This window comes from Pseudoalteromonas luteoviolacea, from assembly GCF_001696455.1.
Taxonomy (GTDB): Bacteria; Pseudomonadota; Gammaproteobacteria; order Enterobacterales; family Alteromonadaceae; genus Pseudoalteromonas; species Pseudoalteromonas luteoviolacea_C.
The window spans coordinates 506,653-527,444 of sequence record NZ_MAUJ01000003.1 but is presented as its reverse complement, the minus strand read 5'-3'; the positions used below and the strand labels follow the sequence as shown (position 1 = coordinate 527,444).

17 protein-coding genes are annotated in these 20,792 nt (G+C 42.4%); 7 read left to right on the top strand and 10 right to left on the bottom strand.

Annotated elements, in window-relative coordinates; all coding sequences use genetic code 11:
- Positions 1–35: 35 nt before the first annotated feature.
- Entirely contained in the window at positions 36–1,613 is a 1,578-nt protein-coding gene (locus A7985_RS12955) for an alkaline phosphatase D family protein (protein WP_065790916.1), read from the bottom strand.
- Positions 1,614–2,084: 471 nt separating this feature from the next.
- Between A7985_RS12955 and A7985_RS12950 the strand changes: the two genes are divergently transcribed.
- A complete protein-coding gene (locus A7985_RS12950; RefSeq protein WP_065790915.1) occupies positions 2,085–2,801 on the top strand; it encodes a TorF family putative porin in 717 nt (238 codons plus the stop codon).
- 50 nt (positions 2,802–2,851) lie between these two features.
- On the opposite strand, the gene A7985_RS12945 is transcribed toward A7985_RS12950, so the two are convergent.
- Together A7985_RS12945 and A7985_RS12940 are read right to left on the bottom strand one after the other, a co-directional pair.
- Complete coding sequence (locus tag A7985_RS12945) at positions 2,852–3,577, bottom strand: YebC/PmpR family DNA-binding transcriptional regulator (RefSeq protein ID WP_063357996.1); 726 nt, start codon at positions 3,575–3,577, stop codon at positions 2,852–2,854.
- Between the two features lie 120 nt (positions 3,578–3,697).
- Entirely contained in the window at positions 3,698–4,303 is a 606-nt protein-coding gene (locus A7985_RS12940; protein ID WP_065790866.1) for an HAD family hydrolase, read from the bottom strand.
- A gap of 425 nt (positions 4,304–4,728) precedes the next feature.
- Here A7985_RS12940 and A7985_RS12935 point away from each other — a divergent pair, with 425 nt between their 5' ends.
- Together A7985_RS12935 and A7985_RS12930 are read left to right on the top strand one after the other, a co-directional pair.
- Complete coding sequence (locus tag A7985_RS12935; RefSeq protein WP_065790865.1) at positions 4,729–5,616, top strand: LysR substrate-binding domain-containing protein; 888 nt, start codon at positions 4,729–4,731, stop codon at positions 5,614–5,616.
- Between the two features lie 81 nt (positions 5,617–5,697).
- Positions 5,698–6,297 (top strand): hypothetical protein, encoded by a 600-nt coding sequence (locus tag A7985_RS12930; RefSeq protein WP_065790864.1) that lies wholly within the window; start codon positions 5,698–5,700, stop codon positions 6,295–6,297.
- A 112-nt stretch (positions 6,298–6,409) separates the two neighbouring features.
- Here A7985_RS12930 and A7985_RS12925 read toward each other — a convergent pair whose 3' ends face one another.
- Positions 6,410–9,214 (bottom strand): methyl-accepting chemotaxis protein, encoded by a 2,805-nt coding sequence (locus tag A7985_RS12925; protein ID WP_081310556.1) that lies wholly within the window; start codon positions 9,212–9,214, stop codon positions 6,410–6,412.
- 412 nt (positions 9,215–9,626) lie between these two features.
- A complete protein-coding gene (locus tag A7985_RS12920) occupies positions 9,627–10,424 on the bottom strand; it encodes a helix-turn-helix transcriptional regulator (RefSeq protein WP_065790863.1) in 798 nt (265 codons plus the stop codon).
- Positions 10,425–10,526: 102 nt separating this feature from the next.
- Here A7985_RS12920 and A7985_RS12915 point away from each other — a divergent pair, with 102 nt between their 5' ends.
- The 3 genes from A7985_RS12915 (at position 10,527) to A7985_RS12905 (ending at position 14,304) form a co-directional block, all read left to right on the top strand.
- The gene (locus A7985_RS12915; protein WP_065790862.1) at positions 10,527–10,916 is read left to right on the top strand and encodes a DUF3224 domain-containing protein; all 390 of its coding nucleotides are present in this window, start codon (positions 10,527–10,529) and stop codon (positions 10,914–10,916) included.
- Positions 10,917–11,046: 130 nt separating this feature from the next.
- Entirely contained in the window at positions 11,047–11,391 is a 345-nt protein-coding gene (locus A7985_RS12910) for a hypothetical protein (RefSeq protein ID WP_065790861.1), read from the top strand.
- A 210-nt stretch (positions 11,392–11,601) separates the two neighbouring features.
- The gene (locus A7985_RS12905) at positions 11,602–14,304 is read left to right on the top strand and encodes a PAS domain-containing protein (RefSeq protein WP_081310555.1); all 2,703 of its coding nucleotides are present in this window, start codon (positions 11,602–11,604) and stop codon (positions 14,302–14,304) included.
- Between the two features lie 162 nt (positions 14,305–14,466).
- On the opposite strand, the gene A7985_RS12900 is transcribed toward A7985_RS12905, so the two are convergent.
- Complete coding sequence (locus A7985_RS12900; protein ID WP_065790859.1) at positions 14,467–14,967, bottom strand: lactoylglutathione lyase family protein; 501 nt, start codon at positions 14,965–14,967, stop codon at positions 14,467–14,469.
- 91 nt (positions 14,968–15,058) lie between these two features.
- On the opposite strand from A7985_RS12900, the gene A7985_RS12895 reads away from it, so the two are divergent.
- Entirely contained in the window at positions 15,059–15,928 is an 870-nt protein-coding gene (locus A7985_RS12895; protein WP_065790858.1) for a LysR family transcriptional regulator, read from the top strand.
- A gap of 34 nt (positions 15,929–15,962) precedes the next feature.
- Here the strand turns inward: A7985_RS12895 and A7985_RS12890 are convergent, their stop codons facing one another.
- From A7985_RS12890 to A7985_RS12875, 4 genes are read right to left on the bottom strand one after another with little or no spacing between them, the layout of a single operon-like run.
- A complete protein-coding gene (locus tag A7985_RS12890; protein WP_065790857.1) occupies positions 15,963–16,769 on the bottom strand; it encodes a nucleotidyltransferase domain-containing protein in 807 nt (268 codons plus the stop codon).
- Positions 16,770–16,771: 2 nt separating this feature from the next.
- The gene (gene rtcA, locus A7985_RS12885; RefSeq protein WP_065790856.1) at positions 16,772–17,824 is read right to left on the bottom strand and encodes an RNA 3'-terminal phosphate cyclase; all 1,053 of its coding nucleotides are present in this window, start codon (positions 17,822–17,824) and stop codon (positions 16,772–16,774) included.
- 2 nt (positions 17,825–17,826) lie between these two features.
- A complete protein-coding gene (locus A7985_RS12880; protein WP_065790855.1) occupies positions 17,827–19,053 on the bottom strand; it encodes an RtcB family protein in 1,227 nt (408 codons plus the stop codon).
- On the bottom strand, positions 19,046–20,665 hold the full coding sequence (locus tag A7985_RS12875; protein WP_218061293.1) for a slipin family protein: 1,620 nt from the start codon (positions 20,663–20,665) through the stop codon (positions 19,046–19,048). The genes A7985_RS12880 and A7985_RS12875 overlap by 8 nt, the downstream gene beginning before the upstream one ends.
- Between the last annotated feature and the right edge of the window lie 127 nt (positions 20,666–20,792).

The window sequence follows — 20,792 nt, the reverse complement described above, 5'->3', positions numbered from 1 at the left end:
CGGGCTTTCAAGGGAGGTTGATGAATTTATGTGTGCTATTGTAGCTTTGCTTTGCCCGCGTATACGGTAAATTGTTTGCCAATATGTACCTGATCGTTTTTAAATCCAACAAATGGAACGTGGTGCCAATTTGCGGTTAACCGCTCCGAATTGATATCTAAAGTAACAAACCCTCTATTGGCCAAATCTACATAACGTATGTGTGGATTTTCTGGCATTAATATTTTGCCAACATCACCGACAAGTTGTTGTAGTCCTGGTACTGGGATAGATGGAGAAGTGACGGAAGATGTAACAATCTCAACGGCAAGCGCACCATCATGAGTGAATCGATTGTACTTTCTCCAGTCATAAGGGTCCTTACATATGTTCGCTGCCCATGAGGAATGCACATCTCCTGTGAGGACGATGACGTTGTCTATATTATTCGCTTCTATAAAGTCTAACAGTCTTGTTCGTGCCGCAGGGTAGCCGTCCCACGCATCGGTGTTGATGGGTTTACCCAACATTTGAATTTGCATCATTTGTACTTGTTGGCCCAATAATTTCCATTTTACGCCTTGGCGTTTGGCGTCGAATAAATTGTCTTGTAACCATTGTTCTTGTTCATGGCCAAGCAGTGTACGCTGCGCTTCAAGTCTGGCTGGATCATTGACCTCAACTTGCTGATCGCGCCCAACCAAACGTGTATCCAACATATTGAGCTCGGCTAAATCACCGAACTTAAAACGTCGGTATGCCTTTTCATGACTGTGACTATTTGGCTCTCTGATTGGCATCCATTCGTAATACGCTTGGATTGCCGCTTGGCTGCGGGCTTGCCAAGTGCCCTCGCCTGCATTGTGGTTCTCGGCGCCACCTTGCCATGTGTCATTGGTAAATTCGTGATCATCCCATATACAAATCATGGGGTGTGTTTGATGTAGTGTCTGCAAATCTTCATCTGTTTTGTAGCAAGCGTGGCGCTGGCGATAATCTGACAGGCTAACCATTTCATGTGCAGGTACTACTTTGCGATTCCAAAGAAAGGGGTTGCGATATATATCTTTGTTGCCGTATTCGTATAAGTAATCCCCCAAGTGCAGTACGGCATCAAGATCAGGAATTTCAGCAATTCGTGCGTAAACATTAAAGTAGCCATAACTAAAATGAGAGCAAGATGCCATGGCGAGTTTTATTTTCGATACATCATATCTTGGGAGCGTTTTCGTCTTGCCAACAGGAGAAATCAAGGGCTTTTCTAACTCATCGACAATAAATCGGTAAAAATAGCGGGTGTTTTCACGAAGTCCGGTGGCATCGGCTTTCACTGTAAAGTCGTTTTCTTGAGAAGTAATTACATGGCCTGAGGCGACGATAGACGAAAAGCTCGTATCGGAGGCTACTTGCCAAATGACCTTGACGGAGAGTGCTTCTAAGTCAACTTTGTCGCTAATTTCTTTGGGTATGGTAATTCGAGTCCAAAGAATGACGCGATCATCAAGTGGGTCACCACTGGCAACACCGTGGCTAAATGGACTCTCAGAAAATGTGCAGCCAGACAAAGAGAGTGTTAACGGCAAGCTGGATAGCACAACGCCACCTTTGATAAAACTACGACGGGATATATTCATAAGTAAATACTCTAACTTTTGCTTTTTTAGCATAGTTAATATGCAAAAAGTTAAAGTTTGATTTCATTTATATGATTCGAGTGTCTATTTAGGTTATTTAAATGCGAAATGGTAAATAATATATTCTGGGGTTTTAGGTGTTATTAGGGGAGAAATAAAGCTGTATTAAGTGTGTCTTCTTGCTTTTTTATTTATAACTTAATGCATTTTATGGTTTTTTTGTAAATGATAGTTTTTTATTAGTTATTTTTTTCTTTTTGATTCGTCTTCATTGAGTAACTATAATCTGAATTAAAATTGCTAAAATAACAATTTTAATTGTAAAAAATGCAAGGTAAGACTAGGTGAAAACGCTTGTCTAACCTGCCAATTACACTAAACTTTAACAACAAAAGTAAAAATGTGATTTAAAGAGTTGGTCTTAAAATCACAGTGAAATATCGTGGTAGTAATATACTCACGTCCATTGAGATAAATAATATGATAAAAAATCTGCGAACTCCCCTTTGTGTGCTTCCTTTTGCTCTGATGTCTAATTTGGCGGTGGCTGATTGGTCTTCCACTATTTCAGGTGCATCAGACTATACATTTAACGGTATTAGCCAAACAGAAAATGACTTTGCTATTCAGGCGAGTCTAGATTACAGCGACACAAAAACGAATTGGTACGCAGGATCTTGGGCATCAAACGTTGATTTTAGTGATGGTACTGATGTTGAAGTTGATATCTATTTTGGACGCACTTTTGATCTAAGTAGCACGTGGAGTTTAGATGTTGGAATAGCTTACTACAGCTATTATGGGGGGGATGATTCCAGTGATTTAAACTACCCTGAGGCGTATACAAAATTTGGCTACGAAAATGCTTTGGGTCAAACGAGCTTTAACTTTTTCTATAGTTGGGATTATGCAGGTACAGAAGCAGGTCATACGATTACGTCTCTTTCCCATGCTTTTTCAATTGCAGAAAATCACGACATCACGGTTAGTTATACCGTTTCAAACTCTTTAGATGGTGACAAATTTAGCTGGGATGGCAGTGATACATCTTATCACTACTATGAATTAGCTTATTCAACGAGTATTTCTAATTTCGACATAGAGGTAGCCGCGCAAGATACGTCAATAGACTCTGATACCTCTGACGAACGAATTGCTTTTTCAGTTTCTCGAACATTTGACCTTTAATTTGTCATTAAAAAAGCCAGCATACGCTGCTTTTTTAGTAATATGGATAATTACTTTTTAACGATTGCGTTGTGATAAACGTTTTGTACATCATCACAATCTTCTAGCATCGTCATAAACTTTTCAAAGTTTGCTACGTCGTCTTCATTCTCGATTTCAACGTGTGTTTGTGGGATCCATGTGATTTCATCCACTTCAAACGTGATGCCTTCAAACGCTTCAGTCAGTGCTGTTTTAGCTTTGAAGTATTCAGTATTTGGCGCAAATACTGACACTTTACCATCTTCAACTTCCACATCAGTGACATCAACATCAGCCATCATCAGTGCTTCTAGGACTGCTTCGTCATCATCGCCAGCAAAACCTAAAATAGCAAAGTGGTCAAACATATGTGCAACGCAACCCGGGCTACCAATCTTTGAGTCTGTTTTGGTAAATGGTAAACGTACATCTTTGATAGTACGGTTTGGATTATCTGTTAAGCAGTCAACGATAACCATGCAGTTACCCGGTCCATAACCTTCGTAACGTGCCGGTGAGTAATCTTCACCTGCGCCACCAGCTGCTTTTTCGATTGCTTTTTCAATAACGTGTGCTGGAACTTGATCTTTTTTAGCTTTTTCAATCAAACGGCGAAGGGATAGGTTTGTTTCAGGATCTGCACCGCCATTTTTTGCGATAACGTAGATCTCTTTACCGTATTTAGAATTGACCTTGGTTTTTGCCGCTGCCGTTTTTGCCATGGCGTTCTTGCGGACTTCAAATGCTCTACCCATCTTAATTCTCGTTATTTGAAATTTTAATGGCCAAGATTCTAGCAAGACTGAAGGCTTTGGGCTATACCCTATTGGGTTTGAGAGAAGCTATCTTCAAGATTAAGTAGCAATTTGGCCTTTTTACGCCAATTGATGTAATGCTTTTATGTTGATTTGTGCGATTAAATCGGGGAATTGCGTCCAGTCAGGTAAAATATAATCAGCGAAACGTGCATAATCTGGCACGTCTTGTTGGACATAAAGGCATGACACCATGTCTGCATTATGTGCAGCTTGGATGTCATATAAATAGTCCCCCACATACATACATTCGTTACTGTGTAAATTCCAACGTTTTGCAATATTGTGTAGTGCTGACGGATCTGGCTTGGCCGGGGCATCATCTCGCGTCACTATAATGTCGATGGGCATATTGCAACGTTGTAACTTAATGTGAGCAGCCTTTGAAAAGTTCCTTGTCACAATAGCCAATTTGAAGCCCTGGTTGTGCAGAGTTTCAACCGCTTGTTGCGCTCCGGGAATAAATGAACACTGATTGGCGTCATGCAGCTCGTGTTGATGTATGAGTGACATGGCTTCCTCACGCATGTAAGGAGAAGGGAGTGAGGCGACAAACTCTAATAGGTCATCTTCTCTTTGACACCCTAGCTGTGCTTTCATCATCGCAAAATCCAAGCTAGAAGTAACAAGTGTGCCATCCAAGTCGAATATAATTCCTTTGATCATGCGATTCTTACCTCTTATTCCATAGCAAGACTACAGTGTCTGCTTTAAACATAGAGTACGTGAAATCAGGTTGCAAAGATCACAGTCAAAAATAGTTCGAATAGTCACTGGCCTTACCATTTTGTCAGATTATTGACCTTAAAGCGCGTAAATCTAAGCTTCTCCCTGAGGTGACTAGGTTGATGAAGTTATATAAATTCAGCTTATTTTATTTGTAAGTGTTCATATGTTCTAAATTTAGCTTTCGACTAATTTTCCTAAGCCACTTTTGTAGTAAGTTCTCGGATTTACCTATATTTTTTATATCTTTATCAGTCATTTTATATTTCATTTTTCTATCTCGCTGGCTGCTGAAAGTGAAATTATGTGATATAAAACTGGGTAACTCGAACGATATAAATTTAACTTTAATATAAGCAGAAGTTATGTATAAAGAGCTGGTTAATGTTTCTGGGTTTCGTATGGTAGAGGCGGCTGCAAGGCTGAAAAGCTATAGTAAAGCAGCTGAAGAACTCCACGTTACACAGGCTGCGATAAGCCAACAAATTCGTAAGCTTGAAGGTCAATTAGGATGCAAACTGTTTTATCGCAAAGGTCGAAGTATGCATGTAACTCGACAAGGCGCAGTATTGAATGAGGCTATTTGTACAGGCTTCAATTGTATTGTTGATGGCCTTAAAAAAATTCAATATGAGTCACTTGCAGGTGAGTTGACGATTACGACGACACAATCTTTTGCGTCCTTAGTACTCGTTCCACGGATGTGGAAGTTTGCTATGACCTACCCGGACATTACTTTGAAAATAGTCACTTCTAAAGAGACAGAAGATTTGCGCCAAGGTACGATTGATGTCGCTATTCGTTATGGAAGGACCCCTTATCCTGAATATCACTGTGAGATACTTTTTGACGATCCCATCGTACCGCTATGTTCCCCCAGTGTTGCGAAACAGCTAGATGCGACAGATCCGGGCAGTTTAAAGCGCTGTTGGTTAATCGACTATGCAGCAAAAGAGTACTGGCCACAGTGGTTTGAACATGTATCCATAGCGCCCGATATCAGCCATTGTCAGGTATTGCGAGTCAATAATATTGATGTTGCAATGAGTGCTGTACTTGCAGGTCACGGTGTCTGTTTAGGTTCAGCCAAACAAGCTGCACACTACATTGAGCAAGGTATGCTAGTACAGCCTTATTCCAATGGGCTTGAACCTGGAGCGCAGTATCGTCTTATGTATGATTTGGCGTCACCACGCGTATTACGCATTAAAACATTCAGTGATTGGTTACAGCGCGAACTAGCCAATATTTAGTTTTTCATTGTAGATCACTTATCAAGTATTATCTGAGTCAATGAACTCTGCTTTATTTATAAGATAACAAGAAAACAGAACATGATTTATCTAGTCACCACAGCGGTTTTAATATTATGCAGCAGCATATTGTTCATCCCTAAACTCAAAAAGTTCACGCTTCGCAATGAGCTGGCAAGCAATTTTGCGTTAACCTTAGTTGCTACCTTGATCGGTGTATTATTGGCGATTGCCATCAGTAACTATGACGCGAATGAGAAAGAGCGAGAGGACTTGATAAAGTTACTCTATGCAGCAGAAGCGGTTGTTAAAGAAAGCCAAGAATACAGCACCTTATTGCTTGATCATTATCAAGGGCAATCAAGTAACAGCGTCACCAAAGAACAAAAAGCAGCGTTTTTTGAGAAAAACCCTTTGGTATACCCTGAATATTTGGATGCCTTGATGTCTCAGCATATATTCATTAAAAATTTATCACAGGAGTCGTTGACCGAGTTGAGCGAGCGACTAATTGTGATGAAACGTGCAAAAAGTATTATGCCCGAGCTATTTATTACAAGCTCATCATATGTGCTGTATATTTTGGAACAGGAACGTAGATATCAACTCAGAGAGATCAGCCTATTAGAATTGGAAGCGCTCCTAGATATCAAAGAGGATGAAATTGATGCCATGTTATAGCCGTGTATGACCGATGAATAAGCCTGCGTTGTTTATGGATACGAATGGTAATAATGAAATAAGAGCGATACTTTCGGTAGCTGAAAAAGTATCGCTATTTATTCCAACGACTTTACCCTGCGCTTAACCTCAGTGTGCCTTTAGACTCAGGGGCCAACAATAGCGCTTGATTGGAACTGGTCTTAAAGCTAGATACCTGTTGCAATAAATGTTGGGCTTGCTGGATCAACACTTGGCTTGCATGAGTAGATTGCTCAACCAAATGAATATTTTGCTGTGTTTCGTTGTCCATTTGCGCAATGGTGGATGAAACCGCAGCAACGCCATCAGATTGCTCTTGGCTTGCTTCTGTGATCTCTGAAATCATCAAGTTTACTTCTTGAACAACTTTTACGAGTTGCTTAAATGTATCGCCCGATGCCGCCACCAGCAAACTGCCTTTTGAAACGGCCTCGGAGCTATCTTGAATGAGCCCTTTAATCTCTTTGGCAGCAGATGCACTGCGCTGTGCTAAATTACGCACCTCACTTGCCACAACCGCAAAACCTCTGCCTGCTTCACCAGCTCTTGCAGCCTCGACAGAAGCATTGAGTGCCAATAAATTGGTTTGAAATGCTATTTCATCTATGACGCCAATAATATCTGAAATGCTGCTACTGCATGCCTCTATATCACTCATCGCATTTACTGCGTCCGAGACAGTTTCGCCGCCTTGTTGGGCCTTTTTCATGACCTCTTCGGCATGGAGTGAAACATCTTTTGCACTTTTGGCATTTTGTTGCACGGTTGTCGTTAATTGCTCCATGGTTGAAGCCGTTTCTTCAAAACTAGCACCTTGATTTTCTGTGCGCCTGTTTAATTGTTCATTGCCTGAGGCGATACTTTGTGCGCCCTGATAAACCTGATTAGAAGCCTCTGTGATTTCGAGTACCATACTATTTAGATTACTCATCAAGCCGTTCATTGCATCTTTTAAGATATTGAATTCACCACCGAGGTCATCATCAATCCCATGGTTCAATTGGCCCTCTGCGAGTGCCATAATTGCTGCTTTAATACTGGAGATTGCATGTTTTCTTGCGGTAATGTCCGTTGCGTATTTAACAACTTTAAAAGGCGTTCCGTTTGTATCAAAGATTGGGTTGTAGGAAGCCTGAATCCAAATCTCTTTACCGCCTTTACCAATACGTTGATATTCACCACTGTCGAATTGGCCTTGCTTTAAGTGCTGCCAGAATTGCTGATACTCTGCACTGTTGGCATATTCAGGCAGCGCAAACATTTTATGATGTTTGCCTCTAATTTCATCTAGTGTATAGCCAGTTGTCGCTAGGAAATTGTCATTGGCATCGATAATGGTGCCGTCCATGTTAAACTCGATAACGGCCTGTGATTTATGGATGGCCGCAAGCTGACCAGCAAAGTCAGCGCCTTGCAGTTTTTGTGCTGTGATATCGGTAGCAAACTTGACGACTTTAAAGGGTTTACCGTGTGAATCAAAGATAGGGTTGTAGGTTGCTTGGATCCAAATCTTCTTGCCGTTTTTACCTACGCGTTGATATTCACCTGAATCAAACTTACCCTGATTTAATTGCTGCCAAAAGTCAGCATAGGCTTGACTGTTCGCATAGTCCGGCTCTGCAAACATACGGTGATGCTGACCTTGGATTTCTTCAAGTGTATACCCTGTTGTTTGCAAGAAGTTGTCATTCGCTGTGATTATGGTGCCATCCATATTGAACTCAATAATGGCTTGAGACTTGCTGATGGCTTGGAGCTGGCCTTCATAATTTGCGGCTTGGGCTTTTTGAGTTGTGATATCGGAGGCATATTTGACAACTTTAAACGGTTTACCATTCAAATCTAAAATAGGGTTGTAAGAAGCTTGTATCCACACTTCTTTGCCGTTTTTCCCTCTGCGTAAAAATTCACCCGAACTAAAATTCCCCGCGTTTAGCTCTGTCCAAAACGCTCGATATTCAGAACTTGCCGCGTAATCAGGTTCGGCAAACATACTGTGATGTTGCCCCACAATTTCCTCTAATGTATATCCCATCGTCAGCAGAAAGTTTTCATTGGCGTGTATGATGGTGCCATCCATATTAAATTCAATGACAGCCTGCGACTTGCCAATGGCTTGTAATTGCCCTTGAAAATCGGCTGCTTGTATCTTACTCGGCGTTATATCTGAAGCATATTTGACAACTTTATAGGGCTGCCCTTGATGATCGAAGATGGGGTTGTAAGATGCATGGATCCAAACTTCCTTGCCGCCTTTTCCAAGCCGTTTGTACTCGCCTTTACTAAATTCGCCTCGATTTAAACTCTGCCAAAACTGTTTGTATTCCTCGCTGATTGCATAGTCAGGCTCGGCAAACATACTATGGTGTTTACCCACTATTTCGGATAGTTCGTAACCCATGACCTGCAGAAAATTGTCATTTGCATGAATGATGGTGCCATCCATATTAAATTCTATGACGGCCTGTGAACGGTCAATTGCATCGACCTTGCCGACATAGTCTGAGTTTGCCTCTTTATAATTGGTTATATCGTGCAGCACCAATAACAAAGTTGCGTCATGTGTTGTGTTGTTTTGAGTGTAATCATAGGTGCTTAACAGGGTTGTTTGAAACCACAAGGGCTGTTTATTTTTACTGAGTCCTTGCACTTCAGTGGGTGGGTTGTTAGCGATACTGTGACGATCAAAATTTAACGTTGTTTTGAGTATGGTTTTATATGACTTATTAATTAACTCTTGGCGTTGGTAACCGAGTTTTTTGAGAAGTGCATCGCTCACTTCTTTGATCATACCATCATCATTTAGTGTCAATATGGGCTGATTATTAAAAATAAGGTCGTATTTCGTTTGAATTGTTTGTCTTTTAAGACGTTCTGTCCTTGATGAAAAGATCATATGCCACCGAGTCATTACGTATTAGATGTATGCAAAAATATAGTTGATATTGTGCGTTGTGCCAGTGGATTTGAGTGTTAAGTTATTTTGTTAATTGGAAAAAATCTCACTGGGGAATACTTAAGTGGCAAGATTTAAAACCAATAAAAAAAGCGCGCAGAGACTGCGCGCCAAAAAGTCTTTAAAAGACATGGGGAAATCAACATGTTAAACAATTGCATGGATACCTGCTTGGGTTACAAAGCGCGGTAGCTGGTATGCACTTACTCAACGAGGAAAAGTATAAATTTATTGCATGTTGCAATCATCCAATCTCATGCAAAGGGGTGTGACGCCTTGTTGTATTTTGTAACCACAACAAGGCTTTTGTATCAGCTTGAATACATTTATAAATATGAGCTGAATATAAAGGTTAGATATCATCAATATAGGCGCCAGGTGTCATGCCAAGGATATTCTTAAAGTCTTTGATCAGGTGAGCTTGGTCAGCATAATCTAACTTGTTTACCAAATGATGTATGTCATTGGGGTGTCGCTCTAATAGCGTTAAAGCGGTGTGCAGTCGATATTTACGGATCAAGTACTTTGGGGAAAGACCGATGTATTGTTTGAACTGTCTTTGCAAGGTGCGTTTAGACACTCCGCTTTGCAGTGCGAGATCTTCGACTGTGTATATATCGTCATTACTTTTTATACGTTCAACTAACGCACTTAACTGTTGAACATGGTGCACTTTCACATAGCCACAAAGCGGCTCAAGGGCTTGTTCAAGCGCATGGACTCGGGCCTTATCATTGTCTGTTTGGCTTAAAGTTTTAGACAGAGCAGCTAAGTCACAGTGTAAAAAGCTGGGCATTGAAATAACGGTATCCATGTAATGTTCAATCGGGTTTGGTAATACGCAAGCCAATGCGCCGAGTTTAAATTTCACGCCTATGATTCCGTTTTGCCCATGCATTGTATAGTCGTAGACTTTACTAACAGGGCCAAGGAATTCGCATTTATTCGGTAAAAAAGTCAAATGACAGTTTGGATCTGGCAAATTTCTCTGGACGTGTTGTGAGTCCTCGGGTAAATCCCAATTAACCAACCAGTACTGTTCAACTAGGCTCGAGAGTTGAGGTGATGGAAAGTAACGTCTTAACGTGTAATTTGGGGCACTTTTGGTTTGATGTAGCACACCACTGATAAGCTGATTGTTTTGTTCCATGATTTAGTCCCCATAACTAGCAACGAGTGACGCGTTTTTACAATACCACCATACCGCGCCATGTTAATGTAATTGAAAGTTAAAAACATCTCGGAGAGAAATATGAAGTGGCAAGGTGAATTTCAAATCACAGACTGGCAAGAGCAAGTGCGTGAGTCAATGCTTGTATTGACGGTCGGCAAACTGACTACCGCAGTTGTGAAGCAAGAGTATCAAGGGGATATAAAAGGCACTGGTGAACTCCAGTACAGTATGGTGTATGACGGAGAAGGAAATGCCCTGTTCAGCGGTATCGAGCTGATACAAACAGAATTGGGTGCGCAACGTCATATTTTGGTACTCTCGCATAAGGGCAAGTTTAGTCAAGGGGTTGCCACAAGTGAGTTTGAAGTCGTGAGCTGTGAGCCTAAACATTCGATAGTCGGTGCGCAGGGGCAATTTACCTCTGGTGAGGCTGGAAAAGCTGAGTATTATCTCGAAAAGCACAGTTAAACTGGCTTTTGGGCTCGATGATTAGCGCTTCGAAAAGATGGATTATTTTGGACTGATTATCACAGAACCCACTCTGCACATTTGTGACAATGGGCCAATAACGTATTGGGGTTTATAAGGGGTTAATGGCGTGCATCGGTTGATTAGTTTAATTCAGCACCTCGCAATTTTGGTGTGTGCATTTATGGGGCTTTACATCGTTAAGCCTCACCCCTTTTATTATGACTCAATCACCTATCCATTTGCTCCTGGGGGGGGGTTTTGGCTACAGTTATACAGTGTGTTATACCCTCAAGGGTTTGCCTCAATGTTTGCTGCTTTGATTGGTTCATGGGTATATCGAAAAACGATGTCTTATGCCGCACTTTGCGCACTCATTTCATTTGCTGTCGATTACCAATGGATGTTGTTTAGCAACTTAAAAGAGCACTTGTTCCACCCAAGCTACCTATTGGCATACTGCGCAGGTATCTAAAGCTGTTATTGGTTGTTCAAGCTGTGTGTGTCTAAGTTTTATGCTAACACCCGCAAAGTGAATTAATTTACTAACGATTAATCGCAAATTCTAGCACCGTTCGTGCGTTACAAAAACGATGCGTTATTTGCTTTACTATTGCTCTGTGTTCAACCACACTTCATATCTATAAGTTTTTGTTTATCCCTTTATAAACAGTTGGTTGTTCACATGGAATACGCTCAGAATATGCTTTCTTTACTCACCAAATCCTTGGGCGGTGGGCAATGGAAGTGGGAGTTACAAAGTGGTGAAGCGCTGGTGGATGATGTGGTTGAACAGCTGTTCGGATTGTCGCAAGGCAAATCGATGAATACTCGAACAGGCACAACCGCACCAGAATTTATCGTGTTGCACTGTCATGAAGACGATTTAGAAGTCGTGCAGCAAGCATTTCTTTTGGCTGTCAATAAAGGCCAAGAGGTTGATGTAAAGTTTCGCTTGGCCAAAGACGAACGTATACCTGCCGTAATGATTGCTTGTCTCGCGTTACCTGAATTTGACGAGCATAACAGCTTGATTGCGTTATCGGGTATTTGTTACGAAGTAAAGGCTTCACAGCAATCAACATTAGTATCAGAAGAGAAGCATGCAGAGAGGAATACTTCAGAGCAACACCTGTTATTTGAGGAGCTCGTCGACTTGTTACCCATTATGGTTAACTCATTCGATGAAAATGGGCGATGCTTATTATGGAATCGCTCTTGCGAGAACCAACTTGGCTACAGCTTTGAAGAAGCGAAAAACACCCCAGATCTCATGCAGCATTTTTATCCTGATGATGCGATTCGCCAGCAAGTGTTTATCGATATTACAGCCACCGAAGGAAAGTTTCGAGAATATCCCGTACAAGTGAAAAACAAAGAAGAAAGGCGGCAATTATGGGCTAATTTTCGGCTTTCAAACGGAATGATGATTGGTTGTGGGACCGATATTACCGATTTGAAGCGTGTTCAAGATGAATTGGAAAACCAAATACGCTATAGCCAGAGTGTCGTTGGTAACATGCCTATGGGTTACCATTTGTGGGAACTCAATGAGGCGGGGGACCTCGCATTTAAAGGGTTTAATAGCGCTGCGGAAAACATTTTAGGGTTTGAGCATGCCCCCTTGATTGGCCAAACATTAGTCGAGGCCTTTCCAGCATTGGCTGGAACAGATATACCTGCGCGTATGGCAGAGGTGGCCAGCACAGGAGGAAGCTTTGATTATGAATCGCTGACTTATGCCGACGAGCGGATCGACAGCGTCTTTTCTACTGTATATTTTCAATGCTACACCGGAGCTGTGGTGTCTATTTTTCGAGATATTTCAGACTTGCGTGTCAAGGAAGAAGAACTCAAATTAGCAGTGAATAAATTAAAACTAGTTGCGCAAGGATCTCAGGATGGATTTTGGCATTGGGTGGATCCCGTTAACGATAAAGTAGAATGGTCGGATAACTTTTTTACAATGCTGGGCTTTGAACCGCAAGAGTTTGAACCGACTTTCGCGTTGTTCCAGACCATGTTGCACCCTGATGATGTCGATAAAACGCTGGATAAAGTGAATCAAGCTATTGCAGACAGACAAACGTTTGAGATCCAATATCGCGTGCGCAACAAACAGGGAGAATACGCGTGGTTTAGAGGTAGAGGAACACCTTACTATACCCGCTCTGGCGATCTAAAAGAGATGGCTGGATCGATCTCCAATATCGATCAAAATGTAAAGATCAGAAACTCATTAAAAGAAGCAAAAGAAAAAGCGGAGCTGGCTACAAAAGCCAAATCGGACTTTTTATCTAATATGAGCCATGAAATCCGTACGCCAATGAATGCAATTCTTGGTGGCTTGCAGTTACTGGAAAATATATCGTTAGATGAAAATTCAAAAACCATACTTTCCAATGCTGCCTATTCTGCAAAAAGCTTGTTGACCATTATTAATGATATTTTGGACTACTCAAAAATCGAAGACAATAAGCTGGTTTTAGAGCACAACGCGTTCTCTTTGCGCAAAGTGCTAGAGTCTGTTCAATATGACTTGGATGCACTTGTCAGTAGCAAAAATATCAATTTTATCACCTCTGTTGATGAGGGGTTTATTGATGGCTGGATGGGAGATGTTGTGCGAGTAAAGCAAATCGTACTGAACCTCGCATCCAATGCGGTTAAGTTTACCAACACGGGAGAAGTCAGAGTGGTCCTCAGCCGAATATCGAACTCGCATCAACAAGCGGTGAAGATCGAGGTGCTAGATTCTGGTATTGGTATGACTGAAGAGACACAAGCGCGCATCTTCGAGCGCTTTAGTCAGGCGGATTCATCTACAACACGTAAATATGGTGGGACTGGTCTAGGCATGTCAATAACCATTAGTTTAATTAAAATCATGCAGGGAGATATCAAGATATTCAGTGAGTTTGGTCAAGGAACCCGAATAGAGGTGACACTGCCCTTGGAGAAAGCGGCAGACGATACCGTATCCACCATTCAGAAGTCACTCACTGCGCCTAACTTGGTGGGGAAAAAGATTTTAATTGCAGAAGACAATGCCATCAACCAAACGCTCATTCGAGCTATGCTGCGGCCAACTCAAGCTGAGTTAACGCTCGTTGCGGATGGTAAGCTTGCCGTGGAAGCCTTTATGCAAGATCAATATGATTTAGTGTTGATGGATATCCATATGCCAGAAATGGATGGCATCGAGGCTCAACAGAAAATTAAAGCCCTCAATGGCGCAACGCCGGTCATTGCGCTAACAGCGAACGTTATGGTGGACGACGTTAATAGATACTTGTCTCAAGGCTTTGTATCTCATATTGGCAAACCCATTGATGTAAATACACTTTACGGTGTATTAGGTGGGTATGCGGATGAACGGCATGTTTAGCTTGTTTGAGAAGAAAGGCGCTAAATCTAATATTTGATGCTGCTAATGTGTAAAACTGTCAATGCCCTTTACACTCAAAAAACAGCCCACGTGAGGTGGTAAAGGGCAGTATTAAAATTAAAGATTTTAGCTGTTTTGGTTAGTTGCACTCGATGCGCTGTACTAGTAAGCCCCTTCACTGTAAATCAGCTCGTAACTATGGCTGTAAATTTCAAGGATATTGCCAAACGGGTCTTCCATATAGATCATACGGTAGGGCTTTTGTCCGGGGTAGTAGTAGCGAGGTTTTTCCATTCGTTTTTTGCCACCAGCGGCAACGATGCGCTCTGCCAACTCCTCCACATTGGGATCTTGTACACAAAAGTGAAAGATTCCGGTTTTCCAGTATTCAAAGTTGTTGTCTGGGTTCGTTTGGTTCTTGAACTCAAAAAGCTCCACGCCAATTCTATCTCCGGTAGAGAGGTGTGCAATGCGAAAATGTGACCAGCCCGCACCAAATACATCCGTACACATCTCGCCGATTGCACTGTCATCTTCGGTTATCTCTGTGGGTGCCATGATTAAATACCAGCCTAGGACCTCAGTATAAAACTTAACTGCTTTTTCTAGATCTGGCACTGAAATACCAATGTGGGAAAAGTTGCGTGGATATACCTTGTTCATAATATGTGCTCCTCATAATTTATGGGCAGATTACAAATCCAGAGTTATAATGTGAAATTATCATTTATTATTTAATCAATAACGTTTTGTAATGATTAATTTGGTATGGTTGCGCACATTTTGTACCCTTGCTGATATAGGGCATTTCACACGGACTGCTGAAAAACTGCATATGACGCAGTCGGGCGTAAGTCAGCATATAAGTAAGTTAGAAGCGCAATTAAAACAAACGCTGATTCAACGTGAAGAGAAGCAGTTTTCGTTATCCCAAGCCGGCGAACAGCTCTATATTAGAGGGCGTTCTATACTTGATGATCTCACTGATTTAGAGCAGACAATTGGTGATGATCCCGCCTTTGAAGGCTGTGTGCGTATTCAATCTCCCGGCAGTTTGGGTTTAAAGTTGTACCCTTACTTACTGGCTTTGCAAGATAAGTATCCGAAATTAGTGATCGATCATCGTTTTGCTCCGAACACGAAAATTGAGCAAGCGGTTTCAAATAAATCAGTCGATATTGGATTAATGACGGTAAAAAGTCAGCTGGAAGAAGTGCATAGTGAGGCAATTGCTAAAGAGCAGCTTTTGCTCATAACACCTGCTGGCTCAGGACAGCCTACATGGCAATCCCTCAATGAACTGGGTTTTATTGACCATCCTGATGGCAACCATCATGCAAGTTTACTCTTGGGCGCAAACTATGCTGAATTTGGGCATGCAAATATGTTAAAAAAGAAAGGCTTTTCGAATCAAATTGGCCTCATTTTACAGCCTGTTGCAATGGGATTTGGGTTTACTGTTTTGCCTGCTCACGCCGTTGAAGCCTTTGCGCAGCAATCAAAGGTAGCCATTCATAGCTTAGCGCAGCCAGTGTTCGAAACAGTATATTTATGCAAAAGGCAAAGCTCATCGCGGCCAAAGCGCGTCGAGACAGTGGTGCAAGAGATTTGTAACTTGTTGTAGTGGTATATAACTACCACTACAGATCAAATTTTTACTAACTGGTAGCTTGCGACAGTCTATGTTGAAAAAAGGCGTCTAAGTAGCTTGGGTCTTGCTCGTGGTTATCTGATTTATTGATATTGTTTTCAAAAAAATCGAGCTCTGACTCAATGAACGTGTTTAAAGGCGTTATTTTAGGTACCAATGACTTTTCCGTGGCTTGTTGTTTTTTCTCAACAACAGCGTGTATTTGTGCAAGCAACTGTGTGTCTTCAATTACACCTTCTACCAACACAGTAAACTCTATTGGTGGTGGACTATCGTGTTTTTCAATCCACCTTGCAGCGCATAGAGCACGCAATACATACAGGTACTTTTTCAAAGGCACCTTATCCTGTTTGAGATAGCCTCGATAGTTGCTTTTAGCCATGTTTATATAATGATAGAGACCGCGCTCGGTTCTGTAGTAGCGGGCAAATAACGCCTGTGCTTGCGACTTAAAGTTTTCATCATTAATGTAGACAATCGGTGAGTTGAGCCATTCACCTACCGCAGGGTTAGATGCTTTTAAAAGCTTAAGTGCTTTGCGCAGGTCCCAGCCATTGATGTCAATATCGTCAACTATCGGGTATTCAATCACATCACGTTTGTCCTCTAACACCACGGACAAATACCAATCTTTTGGATGAACATAAATAAAGCGCACATCATAATCGCTATTTGGTGATGCAAACCCCCAAGCGCGGCTGCCAGATTCAATTGCGTAAAGGACCTTTACATTGTGCGATTGTTCAGCTTTTTTTATACGCGCCATGATTTCGCTGTGCGCTTCTGGGCTTATTGATGTAACTGCTTTATCCATTATTAGTCCAAATATACTTTCCAAAGGTGTTCGTTTAATTGTTGTGTTTTAATTTTGATACCACTGAGCTGTGCAATAACGTCAATATTCGTTGTTGTATGGCTGCTCAGTGCTGTGGTGGTGAAACTTCCGCCCCCAGCGAGGGCCATAGGCAATAGTAGCTGGTCTGCCAAATGCTCTTCCACTGCTGCACCGGACTTTAAGTAATGCTTGAGTGACTTAACAGCACGCCCCGCTACTCGCTCAGCCGAGAGGCCAAGTTCGCCAATTTGTTCAAACATAGCGACTTGCTTAGCTTGTCCCACGCTCAAATGAAAGCTATTACCATTGCCATAGGCTTTCGCTCTGTCAATCTCGGTGTTTGCATTTGCCCAGTTCAGTAGCGCTTGAGCTTCTTTTATCTCTCTGTTAGCGACGGAATCTCTTACCCCAGCGACAATAGAAAGCACATTACAATTGTTTTGTTGCAGTTCCAACTCTGCACCGGATTGCTCCAATTGGCAAGGTTTAAGGGACGTCAGTGGTGTAATGTCTATTTGCCAACTGCCACCGCCTGCAGGGAAGAACCCGAGCTTATGTGTTGTTACTTCGCAGTTTAACCCCATACTTTTCAGCGCAGGCATAAACGAGTGCTCAAAAAAGGTCAGAGAAGGTGACATACCATTGTGAGTACCCCCTTGCAGTGACACTGTGGACGGCTCACCGCTTAGCGCCAGTGGCAGCAAAATGGTTTGGCAAACGAGTACTGTGCTGCCAGCCGTGCCGATTTTAAATTCATATTCACCCGCCTGTACTTGGTTTGGCACAAAAGTGATGTTTTGTGAATTGAGTTCAGCCCCTGTGACATGTGCATTACATATTTTCTGTGCGGCCAGTACACAAGTTAAGTGTTGACGCTTCAGCCCCGGTTTTTTTCGTCCAGCTCGGATATTTTTTATCTCTATGGGCTGATTGAGCAACATCGACAGGCTTAGTGCGGTTCTGAGTACTTGGCCACCGCCCTCTCCTTTTGAGCCGTCAATAATAATGGTTGGTTTGTTTATTTTGGTTATCATTCTTATCCTTTTACACAAACGATTTGTTTTAATGTGTGCACGACTTCTACTAAGTCTTGCTGTGCTGCCATGACTTTATCAATGTCTTTATAGGCATGCGGAATTTCGTCGATCACAGCTGCATCTTTGCGGCATTCCACCCCTTGTGTTGCCGCTTCATGGTCAGCAATGCTATATACCTTTTTGGCCTTAGTACGTGACATTACACGCCCTGCACCATGGCTACAGCTATTGAAGCTGTCAGCATTGCCAAGCCCTCTCACTATGTATGAACGGGCGCCCATGTTTCCTGGGATGATCCCCATTTCTCCTTGTTCTGCACGTAGTGCGCCTTTTCGTGTAACGTAACAAGCTTTGCCAAAATGCACCTCTTTGGAGATGTAGTTGTGATGACAGTTAACTGCCACATCCATAGTCTCAAATGGCATTGGCAACTCATCTTTAAGAGCTTTTAATGCATTGAACATCATGATCTCACGGTTTTTTGCCGCGAAGTCCTGAGCCCATTCGACGGCTTCTACATAGTCATCGAAATACGCACTTCCTTCTTTTAGGTAGGCAAGATCCATATCGGGTAAATGTAGCTGATGGCGCTGCATTTCTTTTTTGGCCAGCTCGATAAAGTAAGTACCAATTCGGTTACCCACGCCACGGCTGCCTGAATGCAGCATCAACCAGACATTTTGCGTTTCATCTAGACAAAGCTCTAGAAAGTGGTTACCTGTTCCCATTGTACCTAAGTGGTTTACATGGTTACTCTTGGCGATTGCCGGGTGTTTTGCGCAAATTTGAGCAAAACGTTGCTCCAACGTCAGCCACTCTTTTTGTACTAGCTTGGGTATATTTCCCCAAGCGCCTTTATCACGCTTCCCGCGCCCCGTTGTGCGGCCATGCGGTACTGCGGCTTCAAAAGCGCTGCGTATCGACTTTAAGTTATCGGGTAAGTCACTTGCTTTGAGGGTGGTTTTGGTCGCGACCATACCACAGCCTATATCCACGCCTACCGCAGCAGGGATAACCGCATCCACCGATGGAATAACACTGCCAATGGTCGCGCCTTTACCTAGGTGCACGTCGGGCATCACGGCGATGTGGCTGTGTACGATATCCATCGATGCGATATTTTTGAGTTGTTGTTGTGCCTCGGGTTCAAATGGCACGCCTTTTGTCCACGCCTTTATCGGATGTTTGGTGTTATTGTCCAGTAGCTCGTATTGTGACTTACACATGTTGGCCTCCTTGTTTTTGACCTAGGTTTACTACGTTGTTCATGAGCCCTTCCAAGCCGCCATAAACCGTTAAACTTTCAATCTTGTCTGCAACCTTTTCTAGTGCTTCTAGTTCTTTTAAGCGCATCAGCGTTGGGTTGTTTTCCATCACCTTAGCCGTGTTATGCAGGCTTCTTGTCGCAGCGGTCTCTTCCCGACGTTTAATGACATTGGCTTCGGCAGCCTTTTGCGCTTCAACCACTTGATTAAGGATTGCTCTCATCTCTCCCGGTAGAATGATGTCTTTCATGCCGACGCTGATTAGCTGCACACCTATTTCAGCCAGTTGCTCACTCACCAGCTCTTTCACCGTTTCGTTGATATACAGTTTATCGAGCAGCAGATCATCAAGGTTTTGTGTGCCTACCGCTTCTCTTAAAGCAAGCTGAAGGGCGTTATACGCGAATGAATCGACATCTTCAACGCTTGAAGCCGCCTGCACTGCATTTGTAATTCGAAAACTGGCGCTGAGGTTAATACGAAGACTGACTCGGTCCTTACTTAATATTTCTTGTCCAGAGACTTCTGTCATCTGTGTACGCAAGTCGAAGATCTTCACCTCAATATCTCGGTTAAATTGCCATATACCATAACGCCCTGGTGCTAACTCTTGTTGCAATTGATTGTTCACATACAGCAACCCGATGTGCTCACTTTCGATAGCAACATCTATAATAGGCTGACATGCAGCGCCCGCTGGTGTGAATAGTTTTGTTGCGCTGTTTAGCCCTGCATTACTCACTTGAGTAAAAGTGGATTGCTTAACATAATAATCCTCGCTGATATCTACTCTTTCTAAGTGAATATTTCCCGCTTCTTTCCATAGATAGACGTGCTCCGCCGGCGGTACAATGCCCTTTAAGATGTCGTTTACATACAGTAAGCCGACCTCTTCAGCGCCCAGTTTTTGATGCGTGATACTTTGCATTGCAGTGTTTTTTTGGTAGATCTCTTTGGCCGCTTCAGCCGATACTTTTTTGCTATCAAACGTTTTCAATTCAATCTCACGGCCGAACTGCCACACACCGTATTTCCCTGCTGGCAACTCCTTGACCAGCTTATTGTCTATAAACAACAAGCCGATGTGGTCGCGTTCAATCTGTATTTGGTAAATCGGTTTACAAGCGGTGGTTTTCGCGGTTCTAATGAGTTTTGACGCGAGGTTTAATCCTGCTTTTTCTATGATCTTTAAGGTTTTGTCATCGACATAAAAGTCATTGCTGATATCCACTCTTTCCAAATGGATATCACCTGCATCTCGCCACAAATAGAGATTCTCACCTGGCGCTACAACGCCCTTCAAAGTGTCATTGAAGTACAACAAGCCGATTTCTTGCTCATTTAATTTGTAGTGGCTGATGTGTGCTTGAACTTCTGGGTTCGAGTGATATAAGCGTTCAGCGTCTGGTGCCATAAAAAACAGCGTGTCGATGCTGTGTGTCGTAAATTCGAGTTCATTTTTAAAATCCCAAAAAGTGTGCTTGCCTGATGTTAGTACACCCTTAAGCTGCTTGTTCTTATATACGAAAACACGTTGTGTATCTGCTACGATTTGTTGTTTTTTAAATTTCATTTCTTATTCCTTGTGATGCGTCGCAGCGGCCAGCTAATTATCGCGGGGTTGGCTAAATAAGTGCATAAATGGGGAGCATCCAGCTTGCCATTTACGAAATTTAATCAGCGAAGCCCACTTTAGTGTT

What these genes read in the sequence shown, in the direction of transcription:
- A7985_RS12955 (WP_065790916.1), bottom strand. Translation starts at nt 1,613, where the DNA reads ATGAATATATCCCGTCGTAGTTTTATCAAAGGTGGCGTTGTGCTATCC.
- A7985_RS12945 (WP_063357996.1), bottom strand. Translation starts at nt 3,577, where the DNA reads ATGGGTAGAGCATTTGAAGTCCGCAAGAACGCCATGGCAAAAACGGCA.
- A7985_RS12940 (WP_065790866.1), bottom strand. Translation starts at nt 4,303, where the DNA reads ATGATCAAAGGAATTATATTCGACTTGGATGGCACACTTGTTACTTCT.
- A7985_RS12935 (WP_065790865.1), top strand. Translation starts at nt 4,729, where the DNA reads ATGTATAAAGAGCTGGTTAATGTTTCTGGGTTTCGTATGGTAGAGGCG.
- A7985_RS12930 (WP_065790864.1), top strand. Translation starts at nt 5,698, where the DNA reads ATGATTTATCTAGTCACCACAGCGGTTTTAATATTATGCAGCAGCATA.
- A7985_RS12925 (WP_081310556.1), bottom strand. Translation starts at nt 9,214, where the DNA reads ATGATCTTTTCATCAAGGACAGAACGTCTTAAAAGACAAACAATTCAA.
- A7985_RS12920 (WP_065790863.1), bottom strand. Translation starts at nt 10,424, where the DNA reads ATGGAACAAAACAATCAGCTTATCAGTGGTGTGCTACATCAAACCAAA.
- A7985_RS12915 (WP_065790862.1), top strand. Translation starts at nt 10,527, where the DNA reads ATGAAGTGGCAAGGTGAATTTCAAATCACAGACTGGCAAGAGCAAGTG.
- A7985_RS12905 (WP_081310555.1), top strand. Translation starts at nt 11,602, where the DNA reads ATGGAATACGCTCAGAATATGCTTTCTTTACTCACCAAATCCTTGGGC.
- A7985_RS12900 (WP_065790859.1), bottom strand. Translation starts at nt 14,967, where the DNA reads ATGAACAAGGTATATCCACGCAACTTTTCCCACATTGGTATTTCAGTG.
- A7985_RS12895 (WP_065790858.1), top strand. Translation starts at nt 15,059, where the DNA reads ATGATTAATTTGGTATGGTTGCGCACATTTTGTACCCTTGCTGATATA.
- A7985_RS12890 (WP_065790857.1), bottom strand. Translation starts at nt 16,769, where the DNA reads ATGGATAAAGCAGTTACATCAATAAGCCCAGAAGCGCACAGCGAAATC.
- rtcA (WP_065790856.1), bottom strand. Translation starts at nt 17,824, where the DNA reads ATGATAACCAAAATAAACAAACCAACCATTATTATTGACGGCTCAAAA.
- A7985_RS12880 (WP_065790855.1), bottom strand. Translation starts at nt 19,053, where the DNA reads ATGTGTAAGTCACAATACGAGCTACTGGACAATAACACCAAACATCCG.
- A7985_RS12875 (WP_218061293.1), bottom strand. Translation starts at nt 20,665, where the DNA reads ATGAAATTTAAAAAACAACAAATCGTAGCAGATACACAACGTGTTTTC.